The following is a 16,580-nucleotide window of genomic DNA, read 5'->3' as shown; positions in this document are numbered from 1 at the left end:
CCGAGTGACCCGCGTTCAGTTGGTCAGCAGCCAACTGTTTAGCGCGGTGCCCTCACCGCTTGCGGGACCGATGGCGGCATGGATGACGCCATCGATCCCCCACGGACAGGTTCACGGCGTGTCCCGTGATCGGTGAGGGCACCGCGCTGTCGACCAACCCGGCTTTTGGCTAGATCACAAAGAGCTGCAAAGAAGCACTCGCCGCGGGATCAGGCATGACTCTTTGTGTTCCTCATTCTCAGTGCAACTCCAACAACGCACGCATGTACATCTCGATCAGCGCCGGCTTGTCCACGTGCAAACAGGCCTGCACATTGGGCGCACCAGCCCCTTCGCGGGTATAGCCTTGCGCATCCACGTCCAGATGCAAGGGCGTGGTCGGGCACAGCGCCGGACGTAGCAACCAGGCCACCGGCACCACATCGAACAACGTGGGCGTGGCGCTGGCCCAGGGCTGGTCGGTGTTGCGCCACTGGTAGTACAGCTGCGTGAGCGCATCGGTCAGCCCGTCGCCATGCGCAAACAGTGCGATGCGCTCGGGTTCTTCCAGGCTGATCTGCGTGGCATCCAGTGGCAACAGCACGATTGGCACACCAGATGAGAACACGCGCTGCGCTGCAGGCACATCGGCAAGGATGTTGTACTCCGGCGCCGGCGCACTGGCCGGACGATACGCAGACTTGCCATAACCCACCCGCACCGATCCGCCCATCGCCACCACACGCTTGAGCTTGGCAAAGCCGACCGGGTCACGTTGCTGCGCCAGCGCCGCATCGGTCATCGGCCCCAGCACCAGCAAGGTGACCTCGCCCGGATGCTGGCGCGCCTGCTGCAGGATCATCGCGGCCGCATCCGGCAGTGCCGCCGGCAACTGCCCCTTGGCCGCCCAGCGCGCCTGGCTGAAGGCGATGGTGCTGGTGGTACGCGCGCCCGCTGCCAGCGGAATCTCGCTGCGCCCGGCCTGCTGCAACAACCGCTGCAGCAACTGCGCACGCAACGCGGTGTCGCCCCATGTCGATGCGATGCCCAGCACCTGCAACTGCGGGCGACGCAGCAATAGCCCCAACGCGAAGGCATCGTCGATATCGTCGCCAACGTCGGTAGAGACCACCACTTTCTCGGCCTGCACCGATGCCAGCGTGGATTGCACGGCCGCGGCCGACTGCTGCGCCCCCGCGGTTGTCGCCACGCACCACATCGCCATCGCTACCCACGCGCGTTGCCAGGTCCGCTGCATCTGCCCACTCCTGCTGCCATAAAAAAAACCGCCGGCATGATCGCCGGCGGTTCGATAGTGCTCCACCAAAACGCCGATCAGAAGTTGGCGCGGAACTGCGCACCCACGATGCGCGGGTCGTTGATGAAGCCGGTGAGGTTGTTGAAGTCGATCGCACCGGTCACGCGGATCTGATTGGTGCAGTTGCGGCAAAACACCGACAACTCGTACGCACCCGCGCCCCAGTTATAGCCGATCTTGGCGCCACCTTCGACCAGCGGCTGGCCGGTGAATTCCTTGGAGTCGTACAGGAAGAAGTTCACTTCACTGCGGTACGACCAGTCCGTGTAGAAGAACAGCTCGCCGTCGTTGCCCATCGGAATGCCGTAACGCAGGGTGGCGTTGGCCATCCACTTCGCTGCCTGCGGCAGGTCGTTGCCGTCGATCACCGCACGGCCGGCCGCGTTGATCGGGTCGGTGACCGTGCAGGTACGGCAGATGCCCACCGACAGGTTCGGGTCGTCGATGCGAGTCCAGTTGTAGGCGCCGCCGGCGGTGACGCGCAGGTTCTGGGTGAGCAAGGCTTCGAAATCGAACTCCGCGCCGCGGGCCTTGGTCTTGTCGGCATTGAGCAGGCGGATGTCGTTGGACGCGCCACCCACCGCCGTGAGCTGCTGGTTCTTCACCCGGAAATCGTAGATGTCAAAGCTCAGGCGCGCGCGGTTGTCGAACAGGTCCGACTTGATGCCGACCTCGAACGAATCCACCGTCTCCGGCTCGGCCACGGTCAGCGGCGCGGTGCCCGACGGCACGCCGAAGCTGGCGCCGCGGAAACCGCGTGCGGCACGTGCGTACACATTGACGGCGTCGTTGATGGAGAACGTAGCCGCCAGATCGCCGGTGACCTTGGAGTTGTCGGTCTCGCCGCTGGACGGTTCGACCAGGGTGACGCGGTCCAGCGCCAGCACGTCGAAGGTCTTCTTGTCGTAGGTGTAGCGGATGCCGGCGCGCAGGTTCAAACGGTCGGTGGCCGCGTAGTTCAACGAGCCGAACGCCGCCCAGGAGGTATTGCGCTGGCGGGTCAGCTGATAGCTGGCCAGATCACCGCCGCTGAGGGTGTTGTAGGTGTAGTTTTCGCCTTCCACATCGTCGTGGAAGTAGTACAGGCCGGCCTGCCAGTTGAGCGGGCCGTCGTACTGCGATTCGGCGCGCACTTCCTGGCTGTACTGGTCCAGGCTCTTGATGCCGCCGGCGGTTTCCACCGGGAACGGAATCACGCCCGGGCCCGACGGCGGCGCAAACACCGCGCCGAAGCCACCGTCGATATCGCCACGGCTGTAGTACTTGCCGATCCCTTCGTAGGCGGTGATCGAGTGCAGCGCGATGTCGCCCAGGTCCCAGGTCAGGTTGGCGCTGCCGCCGTAGGTCTGCAGTTCCTGGCGGTTGGCACCGTCGATGAAGGATTTTTCCGCATCGAAGCCATCCACCAGCTGATTGGTACCGGGCTGGATGATGTTGGCGCGGAACAGGCGCGCGGTACCGTCCAGATGGCGCGCATGCGCATTGAACAAGGCACTGAAATCGTCGCTGGCCTGGTACAGCAGCTGCAGGCGCACGGCCGAATCGGTATAGCCTTCCAGATCGCGGCCGTCGCGGTTTTCCACCCAATCGTCGCGGCGCTGGCCCAGCGTGGACAGACGCGCTGCCCAATGGTCGCCCATCGCGATGCTCAGGCCGCTTTCCAGGGTCATGGTGCCGTAGGTGCCGTACGACAGGCTGGCGTAGCCGTCATTGGCGCCGATGGTCGGCTTGACCGAATTGAACTTGACCACGCCTGCCGGCGTGTTGCGGCCGAACAGCGTGCCCTGCGGGCCGCGCAGCACTTCCAGGCCTTCCAGATCGAAGATCGGGAAGCCCTTCAGGAAGGCGTTTTCCTGCACCACGTCGTCATAGATCAACGACACCGGCTGCGAGGCGTAGGTGTTGAAGTCCGTATTGCCGTAGCCGCGGATGTACACGCGCGGGAACACACGGCCGTTGGACGATTCGATGTTCAGGCTGGGCGCCTTGCCGGCCAGCACGCGGATGTCCGAACCGCTGGTGGAGATGGCATCCAGGAACTCCGGGCGCAATACCGATGCGGAAACCGGCACATCCTTGGAGTCTTCCGAACGCCGCTCGACCGTGACCTTGACCGCATCCAGACGCACGACGCCGTCGTCGCCGGGCGCCTGCTGGGCAGCGGCATGGAGCGGAAGAAGGGAAACGACGGCAACGGCAAGCGCGCTGATCTTGAGCGACCGGCTGGCGGACATGGGAAGAACTCCGGATTCTGGTGGCGGGGCGGCCCGGCCTGCGTGCCGCGGTGCAACAGAATTAACACGATTTACACAATTATGGCAGGGCGCGTGCGAAAAAGTTTCCAGAATTCGAAACAGCGTTCGAATTAATGCAACACAGCAGTGCGTTTTACACGATGGCGAAAAAGGAGGCTCGTTAGCGACGCTGGCCACGCTGCCATTTACTGCTGTGGTGGCCAGCGCCAATCGCTTGGGGCGCAACAACATCGATCAATGGCATCGGGAATGACCATCCAGGGTGGACACACGCCGGACTGAAACGCAGATGTTCTGGGTTCTACGCGCATGCCTGGAAGAGCCGATGCGGAGCAGATCCGGCTAATGCGGGCAGCGCGACGCCGGCTCCGCATCGCCACCAGGGGTGCCCGACCGACGCAATGCCGCTATCGCACACCAGCACCGATGAAGCGCCTCGCACGCCAGGCATGTGTCGCGTGCATCCACGCGCGCCAACACCCTGCGCGGGCCTATCCAACCTCGGCAACCGGCGACGGCACCCTGACCCACCCCTCCATCAACACCCGCGCACTGCGGCTCATCAGCGCCTTGGTCACCTGCCACTGGCCCTCGACCAGCTGCGCCTGCGCGCCGACCCGCAAGGTGCCGGATGGATGCCCGAAGCGCACCGCCGAGCGCGCCGCACCGCCGGCAGCCAGATTGACCAGCGTGCCCGGCACGGCTGCAGCGGTGCCGATCGCCACTGCTGCAGTGCCCATCATCGCGTGATGCAATTTGCCCATCGACATCGCACGCACCAACAGATCGATTTCGGCCGCGTGCACCGGCTTGCCGCTGGACGCGGTGTAGTCGGCCGGCGGTGCCACGAAGGCGACCTTGGGCGTGTGTTGCCGTGTCGCGGCGTCTTCCACCTTCGCAATCAAACCCATCCGCACCGCACCGTGCGCGCGCAATGTCTCGAACATGGTCAAGGCGCGCGGGTCGCCATTGATGGCGTCCTGCAGCTCGGTCCCGGTGTAGCCCAGGTCGCGCGCGTTGACGAAGATGGTGGGAATGCCCGCATTGATCAGCGTGGCATCGAGCGTGCCCAGCCCGGGAATTTCCAGTTGATCGATGACCTTGCCGGTGGGAAACATCGCCCCGCCCTCGCCTTCGGCATTGTCGGCCGGGTCGAGAAATTCCAGCTGCACTTCGGCTGCAGGAAAGGTCACGCCGTCCAGTTCAAAGTCGCCGGTTTCCTGCACCAGCCCATCGGCCATCGGCACATGCGCCACAATCGTCTTGCCGATATTGGCCTGCCAGATGCGCACCGTGGCCACGCCATCGCGTGGCACGCGTGTGGGATCGATCAAGCCGCCGGCGATGGCGAATGGCCCCACCGCCGCCGACAGATTGCCGCAGTTGCCGCTCCAATCCACGAACGCGCTATCGATGGACACCTGCCCGAACAGGTAGTCCACATCATGCCCATCGCGCGTGCTGGCCGACACGATCACGCTCTTGCTGGTGCTGGAAGTGGCACCGCCCATGCCATCGATCTGCTTGGCATACGGATCCGGACTGCCGATCACCCGCAACAACAGCGCATCGCGTGCAGCGCCCGGTTGCTGCGCGGCCGCGGGCAGATCCTGCAGACGGAAAAACACGCCTTTGCTGGTACCGCCGCGCATGTAGGCGGCGGGGATGCGGAGTTGGGGAGCGAATGCCATGCATGTTCCTTGGAAACGACGTGCGGACGTGATGTGAATAATTTTGCGTAATGCATCTGTACGGCCTGGCGAAGGTCGCCATGACAGTCGCAGGCACGCCTTGCTGCTCATGTCATAGTGGCAGTTGCGTCTGCTCCGGCATGAGCCCCTCAGGTCGCAATGGCCAAGATCCGATGGGTACATAGCGATACGGTCGCCCACCGCCTTCGACCAATAGCACCTCGGTGGCGTGCCAGGTGATGGGCACGATTGGCTGGTTGAGCTTACCGGGCGCGGCATAGCTGATCGTTATGTGTGGCGTGTGTCCGCCCCCGCCATGCAGGCCTTCCGCACACAGCGCTGCTGCGATGGCAGCCTGCAATGCAACGAAGGCAAATGGCGTGCCCTCTGCCCGGAATGCCCAATGCACCGGGTCGGTTCCGCCACTGGTGATCCGGTTCAAGCAGAACGTCACTGCCTGAGCATCGAGACGATCGCCCGCGCGCAGCATTGCGGCACGCGCAGCCGACCCTTCAAACCGATCCGAAACCGATTGATGCCAGTTGCCTGGATCGAAGTACGCCTCACCAAGCAGTGCATCCAGGCGGTGTGCAGCCACGACACCGGCCATCGCTTCAAGCACCTGCGGTGGCGGCTTGAGCATGAAGATCAATCGCGAAGAATCGGCCATGGTGCTGCCCTATGCGGCCTTGTTTGCCTCAAGAAAATCCTGCGCAAACCGCTGCAAGACGCCACCGGCTTCGTAAATCGACACTTCCTCTGCAGTATCCAGGCGGCAAGTCACCGGCACCTGCAGTTGCTCGCCATTGCGCCGGTGGATCGACAACGTCAGCGTGGCGCCGGGCGTGCGCTCACCCACCACGTCGAAGGTTTCGCTGCCATCGATGCCCAGGGTCTTGCGATCGGTGCCCGGCTTGAACTCCAGCGGCAGCACGCCCATGCCGATCAGGTTGGTGCGGTGAATCCGCTCGAAGCCTTCGGCGACGATCACTTCCACACCGGCCAGCCGCACGCCCTTGGCCGCCCAGTCGCGCGAAGACCCCTGCCCGTAATCGGCGCCAGCGATGACGATCAGCGGCTGCTTGCGCGTCATGTAGGTTTCGATCGCCTCCCACATGCGCAGCACCTGGCCTTCCGGCTCCAGCCGCGCCAGCGAGCCGGCCTTGACCTGCCCATCGACCACCGCCATTTCGTTGATCAATTTGGGGTTGGCGAACGTGGCGCGCTGCGCGGTGAGATGGTCGCCGCGATGGGTGGCGTAGGAATTGAAGTCCTCCTCCGGCACGCCCATCTGCGCCAGGTATTGCCCAGCCGCGCTGCCGGCCATGATCGCGTTCGACGGCGACAAGTGGTCGGTGGTGATGTTGTCGCCCAGCACGGCCAACGGGCGCATGCCGCGTAGCGTGCGCGCACCGGCCAACGCGCCTTCCCAATACGGCGGACGCCGAATATACGTACTGGTCGGGCGCCAGTCGTACAGCGGGTTCACGCTGATCCCCTGCCTCACGCTGCGCTTGAACATCGGGTCGTATACGCTGCGGAAGTGTTCCGGCTTGACGCTGCGCGCCACCACCGCGTCGATCTCGGCATCGCTCGGCCACAGGTCCTTGAGCGTGACCGGCACGCCGGCGGCGTCGATGCCCAACACATCCTTCTCGATATCGAAGCGCACCGTGCCGGCAATGGCGTAGGCAATCACCAGCGGCGGCGAGGCGAGGAACGCCTGCTTGGCATACGGATGGATGCGCCCATCGAAATTGCGGTTGCCCGAAAGCACCGCCGTGGCATACAGATCGCGATCGATGATTTCCTGCTGGATCGCAGGATCCAGCGCCCCGCTCATGCCATTGCAGGTGGTGCAGGCAAACGCCACGATGCCGAAGCCCAACTGCTCCAGCTCGCTCAGTAAACCGGCCTCTTCCAGGTACAGCTGCACGGCCTTGGATCCGGGCGCCAGCGAGCTCTTCACCCACGGTTTGCGGGTCAATCCGCGTGCATTGGCGTTGCGCGCCAGCAAGCCGGCAGCGATGACATTGCGAGGGTTGGAGGTATTGGTGCACGAGGTGATCGCTGCGATGATCACGGCGCCATCGGGCATCTGCCCCGGCACCTGCCCCCACGCACCGGCAATCCCACGATCCGCCAGCTCGGTAGTGGCCACGCGTTTGTGCGGATTGGACGGCCCGGCCATGTTGCGTACCACGCTGGCCAGATCGAACTGCAGCACGCGTTCGTACTGCGCGGTGGCCAGATCGTCCGCCCATAGGCCGGTATGCCGCGCATAGGTCTCCACCAACGCGACCTGCGCATCGTCGCGACCGGTCAAGCGCAGGTAATCGATGGTTTGCTGGTCGATGTAGAACATCGCCGCCGTCGCACCGAATTCCGGTGTCATGTTGGAAATGGTCGCGCGGTCGCCGATGGTCAGTGCGCGTGCACCATCGCCATAAAACTCGAGATACGCGCCGACCACGCGCTGCGCGCGCAAGAATTCGGTCAATGCCAGCACGATGTCGGTGGCGGTGATGCCCGGCGCCGGCCGGCCGGTCAATTCCACGCCGACGATGTCCGGCAGGCGCATCCACGAGGCGCGCCCCAGCATCACGTTTTCCGCTTCCAACCCGCCAACGCCAACCGCAATCACGCCCAGCGCATCCACGTGCGGCGTATGGCTGTCGGTGCCCACGCACGTATCCGGAAACGCCACCCCGTCCAGCGTGTAGATCACCGGCGACATTTTCTCCAGATTGATCTGGTGCATGATCCCGTTGCCTGGCGGAATCACTTCCATGTTCTCGAACGCACGCTTGGTCCATTCGATGAAGTGGAAGCGATCGGCATTACGCCGATCTTCCACGCTGCGATTCTTGGCGAACGCCTGCTTGTCGAAGCCGGCGTATTCCACTGCCAGCGAGTGATCCACAATCAACTGCACCGGCACCACCGGATTGACCTGCGCCGGGTCGCCGCCTTGCTCGGCAATGGCATCGCGCAAGCCCGCAAGATCCACCAGTGCGGTCTGGCCCAGGATGTCGTGACACACCACCCGCGCCGGAAACCACGGGAAATCCAGATCGCGCTTGCGCTCGATCAATTGCCGCAGGTACGCCTCCAGCAGTGGTGGCTCTGCCCGCCGCACCAGGTTCTCGGCATGCACGCGTGCGGTGTATGGCAAGGTTGCATACGCACCGGGCTGCAGCGCATCGACGGCGGCGCGTGCATCGAAGTAATCCAACGAGGTGCCCGGCAAGGGCTTGCGGTACTGGCTATTCATGGCTGGCGATATCGAAGCGGGCGGGGGGAATCGGGAATCGGGAATCGGACTTGGCGTTGCAGAGGTTTGCAGGTCTTGCTGCTGACCTGGCTTGCGAGGTCCGATCGCCTTCATGGAAGGCGACCGAAGCCCAGAAATCAGCGGCTGCGCAAAGCGTCCTCAGCTGCGCTGATCCAGCGGCACGAACACCTGATCTTCCGGCCCGGTGTAATTGGCCGAGGGGCGAATGATCTTGCCGTCCATGCGCTGCTCGATGATGTGCGCGCTCCAGCCGGCTGTGCGCGCCAGCACGAACAAGGGGGTGAACATCGCCGTCGGCACGCCCATCATGTGGTAGCTCACCGCACTGAACCAATCCAGGTTCGGGAACATCTTCTTGATGTCCCACATCACGCTCTCCAAACGCTCGGCGATGTCGTACATCTTGCGGCTGCCCTGCTCATCGGACAGCTCGCGCGCCACCTCCTTGATCACCTTGTTGCGCGGGTCCGACACCGTGTACACCGGATGTCCAAAGCCAATCACCACTTCCTTGCGTTCCACCCGCGCCTTGATATCGGCTTCTGCTTCGTCCGGGGTGTCGTAGCGCTTCTGCACTTCGAACGCCACTTCGTTGGCGCCGCCATGCTTGGGGCCACGCAGCGCACCGATGCCGCCGGCGATGGCGCTGTACATATCGCTGCCGGTCCCGGCAATCACGCGGCTCGCAAAGGTGGATGCATTGAATTCGTGCTCGGCATACAGGATCAGGCTGGTATGCATCGCGCGCACCCACGAATCCTTGGGTGCAAAGCCGTGCAGCAGGTGCAGGAAATGGCCGCCGATGGAATCGTCGTCGGTCTCCACCTCGATGCGCTTGCCGTTGTGGCTGTAGTGATACCAGTACAGCAGCATCGAACCGAGTGAGGCCATCAGTTTGTCGGCGATGTCGCGCGCACCCGGGTGGTTATGGTCGTCTTTTTCCGGCTGCAGGCAGCCCAGCACCGACACGCCGGTGCGCATCACATCCATCGGATGCGCCGACGGCGGCAACTGTTCCAGCGCAGTTTTCACCGCTGCCGGCACACCGCGCAGCGAGCGCAGCTTGGCCTTGTAACCGCGCAGCTCGCCGCTGTTGGGCAGCTTGCCGTGCACCAGCAGGTACGCGATTTCTTCGAACTCGCTGGTGGTGGCCAGATCGAGAATGTCGTAACCCCGGTAATGCAGATCGTTACCGCTGCGCCCCACCGTGCACAGGGCCGTGTTACCGGCGGCAGTGCCGGACAGGGCAACGGACTTTTTCGGCTTGAAACCAGCAATAGCAGTGTCGTTCATGCGATGAGCTCCCAAACTGTGTGGTGTCGCGGTATGGCGTGCGAGGTGGCAATGAGATGATCAGCAGCGCGCAATCATGCGCCTTTGCGCGCAAACAACGCATCCAGGCGCTGCTCGTAATCGTGATAGCCGATGCGCTCGTACAGCTCTTCGCGCGTCTGCATGCTGTCCAGCACGCCCTGCTGATGACCGTCGCGCCGAATCGCGGCATAGACCGCCTCGGCCGCCTTGTTGGCTGCGCGAAATGCCGACAGCGGAAACAGCTGGATCGCCACGCCAGCCTGCGCCAGCTGGTCGCGCGTAAACAACGGGGTCTTGCCGAACTCGGTAATGTTGGCCAGCACCGGCACGCCTACCGCATCGACGAAGCGCTTATAGGTGTCCAGGTCGTAGGCAGCTTCGGCGAAGATGCCGTCCGCACCCGCTTCCACGCAGGCGATGGCGCGTTCGATCGCCGCATCCACGCCTTCCATCTGGATTGCATCGGTGCGCGCAATCAGGAAGAACGCCGCATCGGTCTTGGCATCGGCCGCGGCCTTGACCCGATCCACCATCTCGCCCTGGCTCACGATCTCCTTGCCCGGCCGGTGACCGCAGCGCTTGGCGCCCACCTGGTCTTCGATATGGCAACCGCCTGCGCCAGCCTTGATCAGCGACTTGATGGTGCGCTCGATATTGAACGCGCTCGGCCCGAAGCCGGTGTCCACGTCCACCAGCAGCGGCAGCTCGCACACGTCGGTGATGCGGCGCACGTCGATCAATACGTCTTCCAGCGTGTTGATGCCCAGGTCCGGCAACCCCAGCGACCCGGCCGCCACGCCGCCGCCGGACAGGTAGATGGCCCGATAGCCGGCGCGCTGGGCCAGCAGCGCATGGTTGGCATTGATCGCGCCGATCACCTGCAGCGGCGATTCGGCAGCCAGTGCAGCGCGAAACCGCGCGCCAGCAGAGGGAGTGGACGAGGACGTCATGGCGGTTCCTTGGATGGGATCACCGAGCAGGCGCAAGCACCATGCCAAGTACAAGTCGTTGATTTGATGACAATCCCACGCGCCAATCGTTGCAAAAATGCAACGACTGATTCACCATGAAACGTCATTGAAACGCGACACCGTCATGCGCCCCCCTGCCCCTCCGGAAACCGCAGACGCCTCCTTGCCCATCATCTGGACCGTCAGCGTCTCGCGCCTGACCGGCCTGCTGGCCGATGTCATCCCCGAGTTCGACCAGCGCGCGCGCATCGAGCAGATCAACCTCGGCTTTGCCGAAGCGGTCGAGGTCATCGGCCAGCGCCTGCGCCGCGAGCGCTGCGACGCGCTGGTGGCCGGCGGATCCAATGCGGCGTACCTGCGCAGCCGGCTCGCGCTGCCCTTGGCGCCCATCCAGGCCACCGGGTTCGATCTGATGGAAGCGCTGGCGCGAGCGCGCCGCATTGCGCCACGCATCGGCGTGGTCACCCACGCCACTGATGTGCCGTCGTTCCGCGCGTTTCAGCACAGCTTCGATCTGGAGATCGAACACCGCCGTTTCGTCACCGCCGAAGACGCACGCGACTGCATCGCCGATCTGCGCGCCAGCGGCATCCAGGTCATTGTCGGCACCGGCATGGCGATCGACTTCGCCGAGCAGGCGGGGCTGCCTGGCGTGCTGCTGTATTCGGCCGATTCGGTGCGTCATGCGCTGGAACAGGCCATCGCGCTGGGCACCGCTCCAGGCATCGATCGCGTCGCCGGCCGTGCCGCCCCGCGCCGTGCACGACGCGCCGACGCCCTGCTGGGCGAAGACGGCGCAATGCTGCGCGTGCGCGAGCTGGTGCAGCTCTACGCACCGCATACCGGCACCGTGTTGATCAGCGGCGACACCGGCACCGGCAAGGAACTGGTCGCACGACAACTGCATGCCGGCAGTCGTCGCCGCGGCCGTTTCGTGGCGATCAACTGTGGCGCCATCAGCGAATCGTTGCTGGAGGCGGAACTGTTCGGCTACAGCGACGGCGCCTTCACCGGCGCACGTCGCGGCGGCCACACCGGCCTGATCGAAGCTGCGCAGGACGGCACGCTGTTCCTCGACGAAATCGGCGAATTGCCCGTGCCGTTGCAGACCCGGCTACTGCGCGTCCTGGAAGAACGTGAAGTAGTGCGTGTCGGCGCAACGGTGCCCGTTGCGATCGACGTGCGCGTGGTCGCCGCCAGCCTGCTGGACCTGCAGCAGTTGGTCGAACAAGGCCGCTTCCGCCGCGACCTGTTCTATCGCCTTGCCGCGCTGCGCATCGCACTGCCTCCGTTGCGCAATCGCCGCAACGACATTGCGTTGTTGCTTGCGCATTATTTCCAGCAACTCGGCAGCATCGCATCGCCGTTATCGCCAGCGGCATTGCAACGCCTGCAACAGCACACCTGGCCCGGCAACGTACGCGAACTGCGCAACCTGGTCGAACGCCTGTGCATTCACTGGAAAGCCCAAGCGCACGACAGCCTGAGCCTGGAGCAACTCGAACGCTGGGTGCCGGAATTATTCGATACGCATTTCGGCAACCACGAAGCACCGCGTGAGCTTGCCGATTTGGCAACCTCTCGCCTGCAGCTCACTGCCACCGCAGTCCGCGCAGCGCTCGACCGCGCCAACGGCAACCGCGCCCTTGCCGCGCAAGCGCTCGGCGTCTCGCGCACCACGCTGTGGCGCTGGATGCAGGCGCAGGCGGTGGCATCGCGTGCATAAGGCAAGCGCGAACTCGCGCGGCTGACCAGGCCACACATAGAGGCGCGGCCTTCCACACTCAGGCGACAATGAATGGCATGCACGCTCGGCGCATGAATGCCCGAGCCACGCTGATCGCGATATGGACGCACTCAGAACGACACGAGGCAGCGATCTGGTGAAACGAACAACTCGCCTGCCGCAACGCCGCGCCTCCATCGCATGCCTTTGAAAAGCGTCTCGCCGTCACTTGACCCGCGTGTACTCGGTATCGCCCGTGCTCAACTTGCCGGTCGCCTCATCGATCGCGTAGTTGACCGTGCCGACCCCGTTGGACACCTGCAGCACGCCCTTGGTCAGCAGCGCCGGATGGTTGCGGGTCTTGACGCCATTGCCGAACAGCTCCGGCTGGGTGTCGCGAATGATGAAACTCTCGCCATTGTGCTCGATGCTCAGCACATTCTTTTCCGACTTCACGTTGACCCACTTGCCCACGTACTGCTCGCCAACGTCGCGCGCGCACCCGGCCAACAGCAATGTCGCAACCAGCGCACTTCCAAGCAGCGTCTTCATCGCCACTCCATCTCGATCCGGGGCCTTGCAGGATGGCAAGTCCCTGTCGAGCTCGCAAGGCACCGGCCCTAGCGAAAAGTGCTTAAATGCAGCGTCTGTCGCCAATAGTGCCGAACGCCGCTCTCAATTAAGCATGGTGATACCAGCATCGGAGCTAGTTGCTCTGGCAGTCGATAGGCCGAGCAAACCGTGCAGCGCCCAGTTCAACGATGAATCTGTGTCGTCAAAGCGCTGTCGGGATCGAGCAGATGGATCGCGTCGTTGATGAGTAGCAGTTGTTCATTGAGAAAAATCATCTCGCTGACTGTCAGACCCTGCATTCCAGCAACAAGATCCAGCTGCCGCCACCGAAGCGGCAACTTTGCATTCCCGAAATTCCAGTCGTCCCTACGATGGGCATATGCGTTGCGCAAGGCGCGCAGCAAGACAACGGCGGGCTCACTTTGATAGCTCCGCTTGGGGCCTGATGCGCATACCTTCACATGGCATCAGAGATGTCGACGATTGCTTGACGCGCGGTATATCGAACCACTTCCTGCGCACGCTCGCGCCACTGCTCCGGGTAGACCTTAAAGGTCCAGTTCACGCCAGGACTGGGAATGGCTCGGTGGCAATGTCGTCGCCGTCGAGAATGAGCTCAAAGGGGCCCCCTGCATCCCCCGCCTCCCGCATGTAGCGGAAGCCAGCGATCGCATGCCATACCGCCGAGTTGGCGGCGGTGACTGGCTGTATCGCTGCATCGAAAGGTGACTGCCGCGTAGTCATATCACCAAGCCTGTGGCTGATGCCCTGCAACTACGAAAAAACCGGCTTTCGCCGGTTTTTGTTTGACTCTGAATTCATGGTGGGCGGTACAGGGTTCGAACCTGTGACCCTTGCCGTGTGAAGGCAATGCTCTACCGCTGAGCTAACCGCCCGGTGACGCGAGCCGCACATTATAGGGCAGCGGCGGCGGTCGTCAACAACTGTTTACCTGCCCTCTTTCACGCCAGCCAGATCGCACCTTCATCGCACCGGTCTGCCGCGATGACCTAGCAGCTTCACCGCGAGCCTCACTGGCGTCTTGCCGTGCCCCTGGCGCTTACATCGTATGCGTCGGCTTGTCCGAGGTGGTCAATCCGGCCAGCAGCGTCTCGATCTTGTTGCGTACCGCCTCGCCTTCCGGGCCGTCGGGGAACTGCACGCCGATGCCGGCGGCGCGGTTGCCCTGCGCGCCGGCAGGCGTGGTCCAGATGACCTTGCCGGCGACCGGCAGGCGCTCGCTGGAGTCAGGCAGAGTCAGCAGCAGGAAGACTTCGTCGCCCAGCATGTAGCGCTTGGGCGTGGGCACGAAGATGCCGCCGCCTTTCACGAACGGCATGTAGGCGCTGTAAAGCGCTGGCTTGTCTTTCAACGCCAGCGACAAAATGCCTTGGCGTGCATTCATTGCACTCATCGAGTTCCCCTAGAACGTGGCTGGCGCTCTCCCTCGCGCCAGGACAGCAATAATTCCGTCACTGCCAGGTCGGCGCGGACGGTGGTGCGCAGCAGATCGCGGGTGCGGTTGGCAGCGTCGAACCAGGTCGCCAGCTTGTGCAACCGCGATGGATCGGTCAAGCCGGCCGATGCCTGTGCCAATGCCAGATCGGCGGCATGGCGCAGGCGCTGGTCGGCCTGGCCATCGCTGGTCCAGCGCTGCGCGACATCGACTGCGCCGGCGCGGCCACTGGCGATCTGCTCCAGATCCTGCGCGACCGCACGCCGCACGGCCAGGCCGTCTTCGCGCAACCACTGCGCGGCCAGGCCGGGGTGGCCGCGCGCGGCGTCCAGCGCTTCCTGCGCGGCGCGCTCGCTCACGCCTTGCGACAGTAACCAGGCCAGTGCCTCGTGCGCAGGCGGCAGCTTGAATTCCAGGCGCTGGCAACGGCTGCGGATGGTCGCCGGCAGACGCGCCGGTTGCGCGCTGATCAACCACAGGTAGCGCCCCGGCGACGGTTCTTCCAGGGTCTTGAGCAAGGCATTGCAGGCCGAGCGATTGATCGCATCGGCCGGGTCGACGATCACCACCTGGGCGATGCCGTACTGCGGGGTCAGCGCGAGCTTCTGCGAAATCTCGCGCACCTGCTCGATGATGATCTCGGTACGCAGTTTGTCGCCGGTGCGATTGGGAATGAACGAGACCAGTTGCAGGTCCGGATGGGTACCGGCGGCAATCAGCTGGCGCGTGCGCTGCGCCAGCGTCGGGTCGGGCGAGGCGGCCAGGACGTGCTCGGCCAGGGCCAGGGCGACGGCACGCTTGCCCAACCCTTCCGGGCCGCAGATCAGCAGCCCATGTCCAAGCCGCCCCGCATCCAGCGCAGCCACGGTCTGGTCGAAGGCGCGCTGCTGCCAGGGCGAAAATGCGGCGGTCATGGCGTGGTCTCCGTCTGCGGCGTACTCGGCAGGCGGCGGCGCTGCAGATAGCGCGCCACCGCTGCGTTATGTTCGGCCAACGTGGCCGAAAACGCGTGCGCGCCGGTGCCATCGCCCACCGCCACGAAATACAGCGCCTCGCCGGGCGCCGGCCGCACCGCCGCCAGCAGCGCCTCGCGCCCCGGCATGGCGATCGGCGTCGGCGTCAGGCCGGTGCGGGTATAGGTGTTGTACGGCGTATCGGTGGTCAGGTCGCGGCGACGGATATTGCCGTCGTAGCTGCTGCCGATGCCGTAGATCACGGTGGGGTCGGTCTGCAACTTCATGCCCAGCTGCAAGCGGCGCAGGAACACCCCGGCAATGAGCGGGCGCTCGGAGGCCAGCGCCGTTTCCTTCTCGATGATCGAGGCCAGGATCAATGCCTGCTCCGGCGAGACGAGCGGCAGGTTCGGGGCGCGCTGCTCCCAGGCCTGTGCCAATGCCTTGTCCATGGCCGCATGCGCGCGCTTGAGTACATCGATGTCGCTGTCGCCACGCTGGTAGACATAGGTTTCCGGCAGGAAGCGCCCTTCCGGATGCTGCTTGGCAAATCCCAGGCGGGCCATCAGTGCCGCATCGTCCAGCGCATTGATGGAATGTTGCAGCGGCGTGGCGGTCGCCAGTGCGGCGCGCAGCTGACGGAAATTCCAGCCTTCCACGATCGTGAAGCGGTACTGGATCACCCGTCCCTGGCGCATGCGCGTCAGCAGTTCCCGCGGCGACAGCGCTGGCGACAGCGCGTATTCGCCCACCTTGAGCTTGCCGGCCGCATCGACCTGGCGCGCCAGCAGCTGCCACTCCAGCTCGGCGCCCTGCACCAGGCCGGCAGCGCGCAGTTTGCGCAATGTGGCCTTGAGCGAATCGCCGGGCGCAATCACCACGCTGGGCGCGCTCGCAGGCACGGGGGTATCGGCGAAGTGCAGGTAATGCCGCCACGCCACCACGGCGGCAATCGCCAGCAGCGCTGCAAGCAGCAATGCCGTGCCCAGCACGGCCAGACATCCGCGTTTGCCAGTCACCGCCACACCCACCTCGTCATTGCCCCTGCG

General features: G+C 64.3%; 12 protein-coding genes, 1 tRNA gene and 1 pseudogene. 1 reads left to right on the top strand and 13 read right to left on the bottom strand.

Features of this window, described 5'->3' with window-relative positions; translation table 11 throughout:
* Positions 1-238: 238 nt before the first annotated feature.
* From HLH45_RS10475 to prpB, 7 genes are all read right to left on the bottom strand, one after another.
* A complete protein-coding gene (locus HLH45_RS10475) occupies positions 239-1,237 on the bottom strand; it encodes a nucleoside hydrolase (RefSeq protein WP_033478517.1) in 999 nt (332 codons plus the stop codon).
* Positions 1,238-1,314: 77 nt separating this feature from the next.
* Complete coding sequence (locus tag HLH45_RS10470; protein ID WP_008571586.1) at positions 1,315-3,531, bottom strand: TonB-dependent receptor; 2,217 nt, start codon at positions 3,529-3,531, stop codon at positions 1,315-1,317.
* A 512-nt stretch (positions 3,532-4,043) separates the two neighbouring features.
* Positions 4,044-5,243: a 2-methylaconitate cis-trans isomerase PrpF gene (gene prpF, locus HLH45_RS10465; protein ID WP_033478518.1), complete on the bottom strand. Its 1,200-nt coding sequence runs from the start codon at positions 5,241-5,243 to the stop codon at positions 4,044-4,046.
* A gap of 112 nt (positions 5,244-5,355) precedes the next feature.
* Positions 5,356-5,913 (bottom strand): hypothetical protein, encoded by a 558-nt coding sequence (locus HLH45_RS10460; protein WP_008571588.1) that lies wholly within the window; start codon positions 5,911-5,913, stop codon positions 5,356-5,358.
* A gap of 9 nt (positions 5,914-5,922) precedes the next feature.
* Positions 5,923-8,517 carry a Fe/S-dependent 2-methylisocitrate dehydratase AcnD gene (gene acnD / locus HLH45_RS10455; RefSeq protein WP_008571589.1) on the bottom strand — a complete coding sequence of 865 codons (2,595 nt, stop codon included), beginning with the start codon at positions 8,515-8,517 and terminating at the stop codon, positions 5,923-5,925.
* Positions 8,518-8,676: 159 nt separating this feature from the next.
* Positions 8,677-9,831 (bottom strand): bifunctional 2-methylcitrate synthase/citrate synthase, encoded by a 1,155-nt coding sequence (gene prpC, locus HLH45_RS10450; protein WP_008571591.1) that lies wholly within the window; start codon positions 9,829-9,831, stop codon positions 8,677-8,679.
* 74 nt (positions 9,832-9,905) lie between these two features.
* Positions 9,906-10,802 carry a methylisocitrate lyase gene (prpB, locus tag HLH45_RS10445; protein ID WP_008571592.1) on the bottom strand — a complete coding sequence of 299 codons (897 nt, stop codon included), beginning with the start codon at positions 10,800-10,802 and terminating at the stop codon, positions 9,906-9,908.
* 145 nt (positions 10,803-10,947) lie between these two features.
* Between prpB and prpR the strand changes: the two genes are divergently transcribed.
* Positions 10,948-12,549: a propionate catabolism operon regulatory protein PrpR gene (gene prpR / locus HLH45_RS10440; RefSeq protein WP_074053218.1), complete on the top strand. Its 1,602-nt coding sequence runs from the start codon at positions 10,948-10,950 to the stop codon at positions 12,547-12,549.
* Between the two features lie 225 nt (positions 12,550-12,774).
* Here prpR and HLH45_RS10435 read toward each other — a convergent pair whose 3' ends face one another.
* From HLH45_RS10435 to mltG, 6 genes and pseudogenes are all read right to left on the bottom strand, one after another.
* Entirely contained in the window at positions 12,775-13,101 is a 327-nt protein-coding gene (locus tag HLH45_RS10435) for a hypothetical protein (protein ID WP_008571594.1), read from the bottom strand.
* Positions 13,102-13,304: 203 nt separating this feature from the next.
* Positions 13,305-13,866, bottom strand: a pseudogene (locus tag HLH45_RS21645) (hypothetical protein).
* A 77-nt stretch (positions 13,867-13,943) separates the two neighbouring features.
* Positions 13,944-14,018: transfer RNA gene (locus HLH45_RS10425), tRNA-Val, on the bottom strand.
* A gap of 164 nt (positions 14,019-14,182) precedes the next feature.
* Positions 14,183-14,536 carry a PilZ domain-containing protein gene (locus HLH45_RS10420; RefSeq protein WP_003483889.1) on the bottom strand — a complete coding sequence of 118 codons (354 nt, stop codon included), beginning with the start codon at positions 14,534-14,536 and terminating at the stop codon, positions 14,183-14,185.
* On the bottom strand, positions 14,533-15,492 hold the full coding sequence (locus tag HLH45_RS10415) for a DNA polymerase III subunit delta' (protein WP_008571599.1): 960 nt from the start codon (positions 15,490-15,492) through the stop codon (positions 14,533-14,535). The genes HLH45_RS10420 and HLH45_RS10415 overlap by 4 nt, the downstream gene beginning before the upstream one ends.
* Positions 15,489-16,562 carry an endolytic transglycosylase MltG gene (mltG, locus tag HLH45_RS10410; protein WP_008571600.1) on the bottom strand — a complete coding sequence of 358 codons (1,074 nt, stop codon included), beginning with the start codon at positions 16,560-16,562 and terminating at the stop codon, positions 15,489-15,491. The genes HLH45_RS10415 and mltG overlap by 4 nt, the downstream gene beginning before the upstream one ends.
* Positions 16,563-16,580: the final 18 nt, after the last annotated feature.

This window comes from Xanthomonas euvesicatoria (assembly GCF_013112235.1).
GTDB classification, from domain to species: Bacteria; Pseudomonadota; Gammaproteobacteria; order Xanthomonadales; family Xanthomonadaceae; genus Xanthomonas; species Xanthomonas euvesicatoria.
This window is presented reverse-complemented; position numbering and strand designations above follow the sequence as displayed.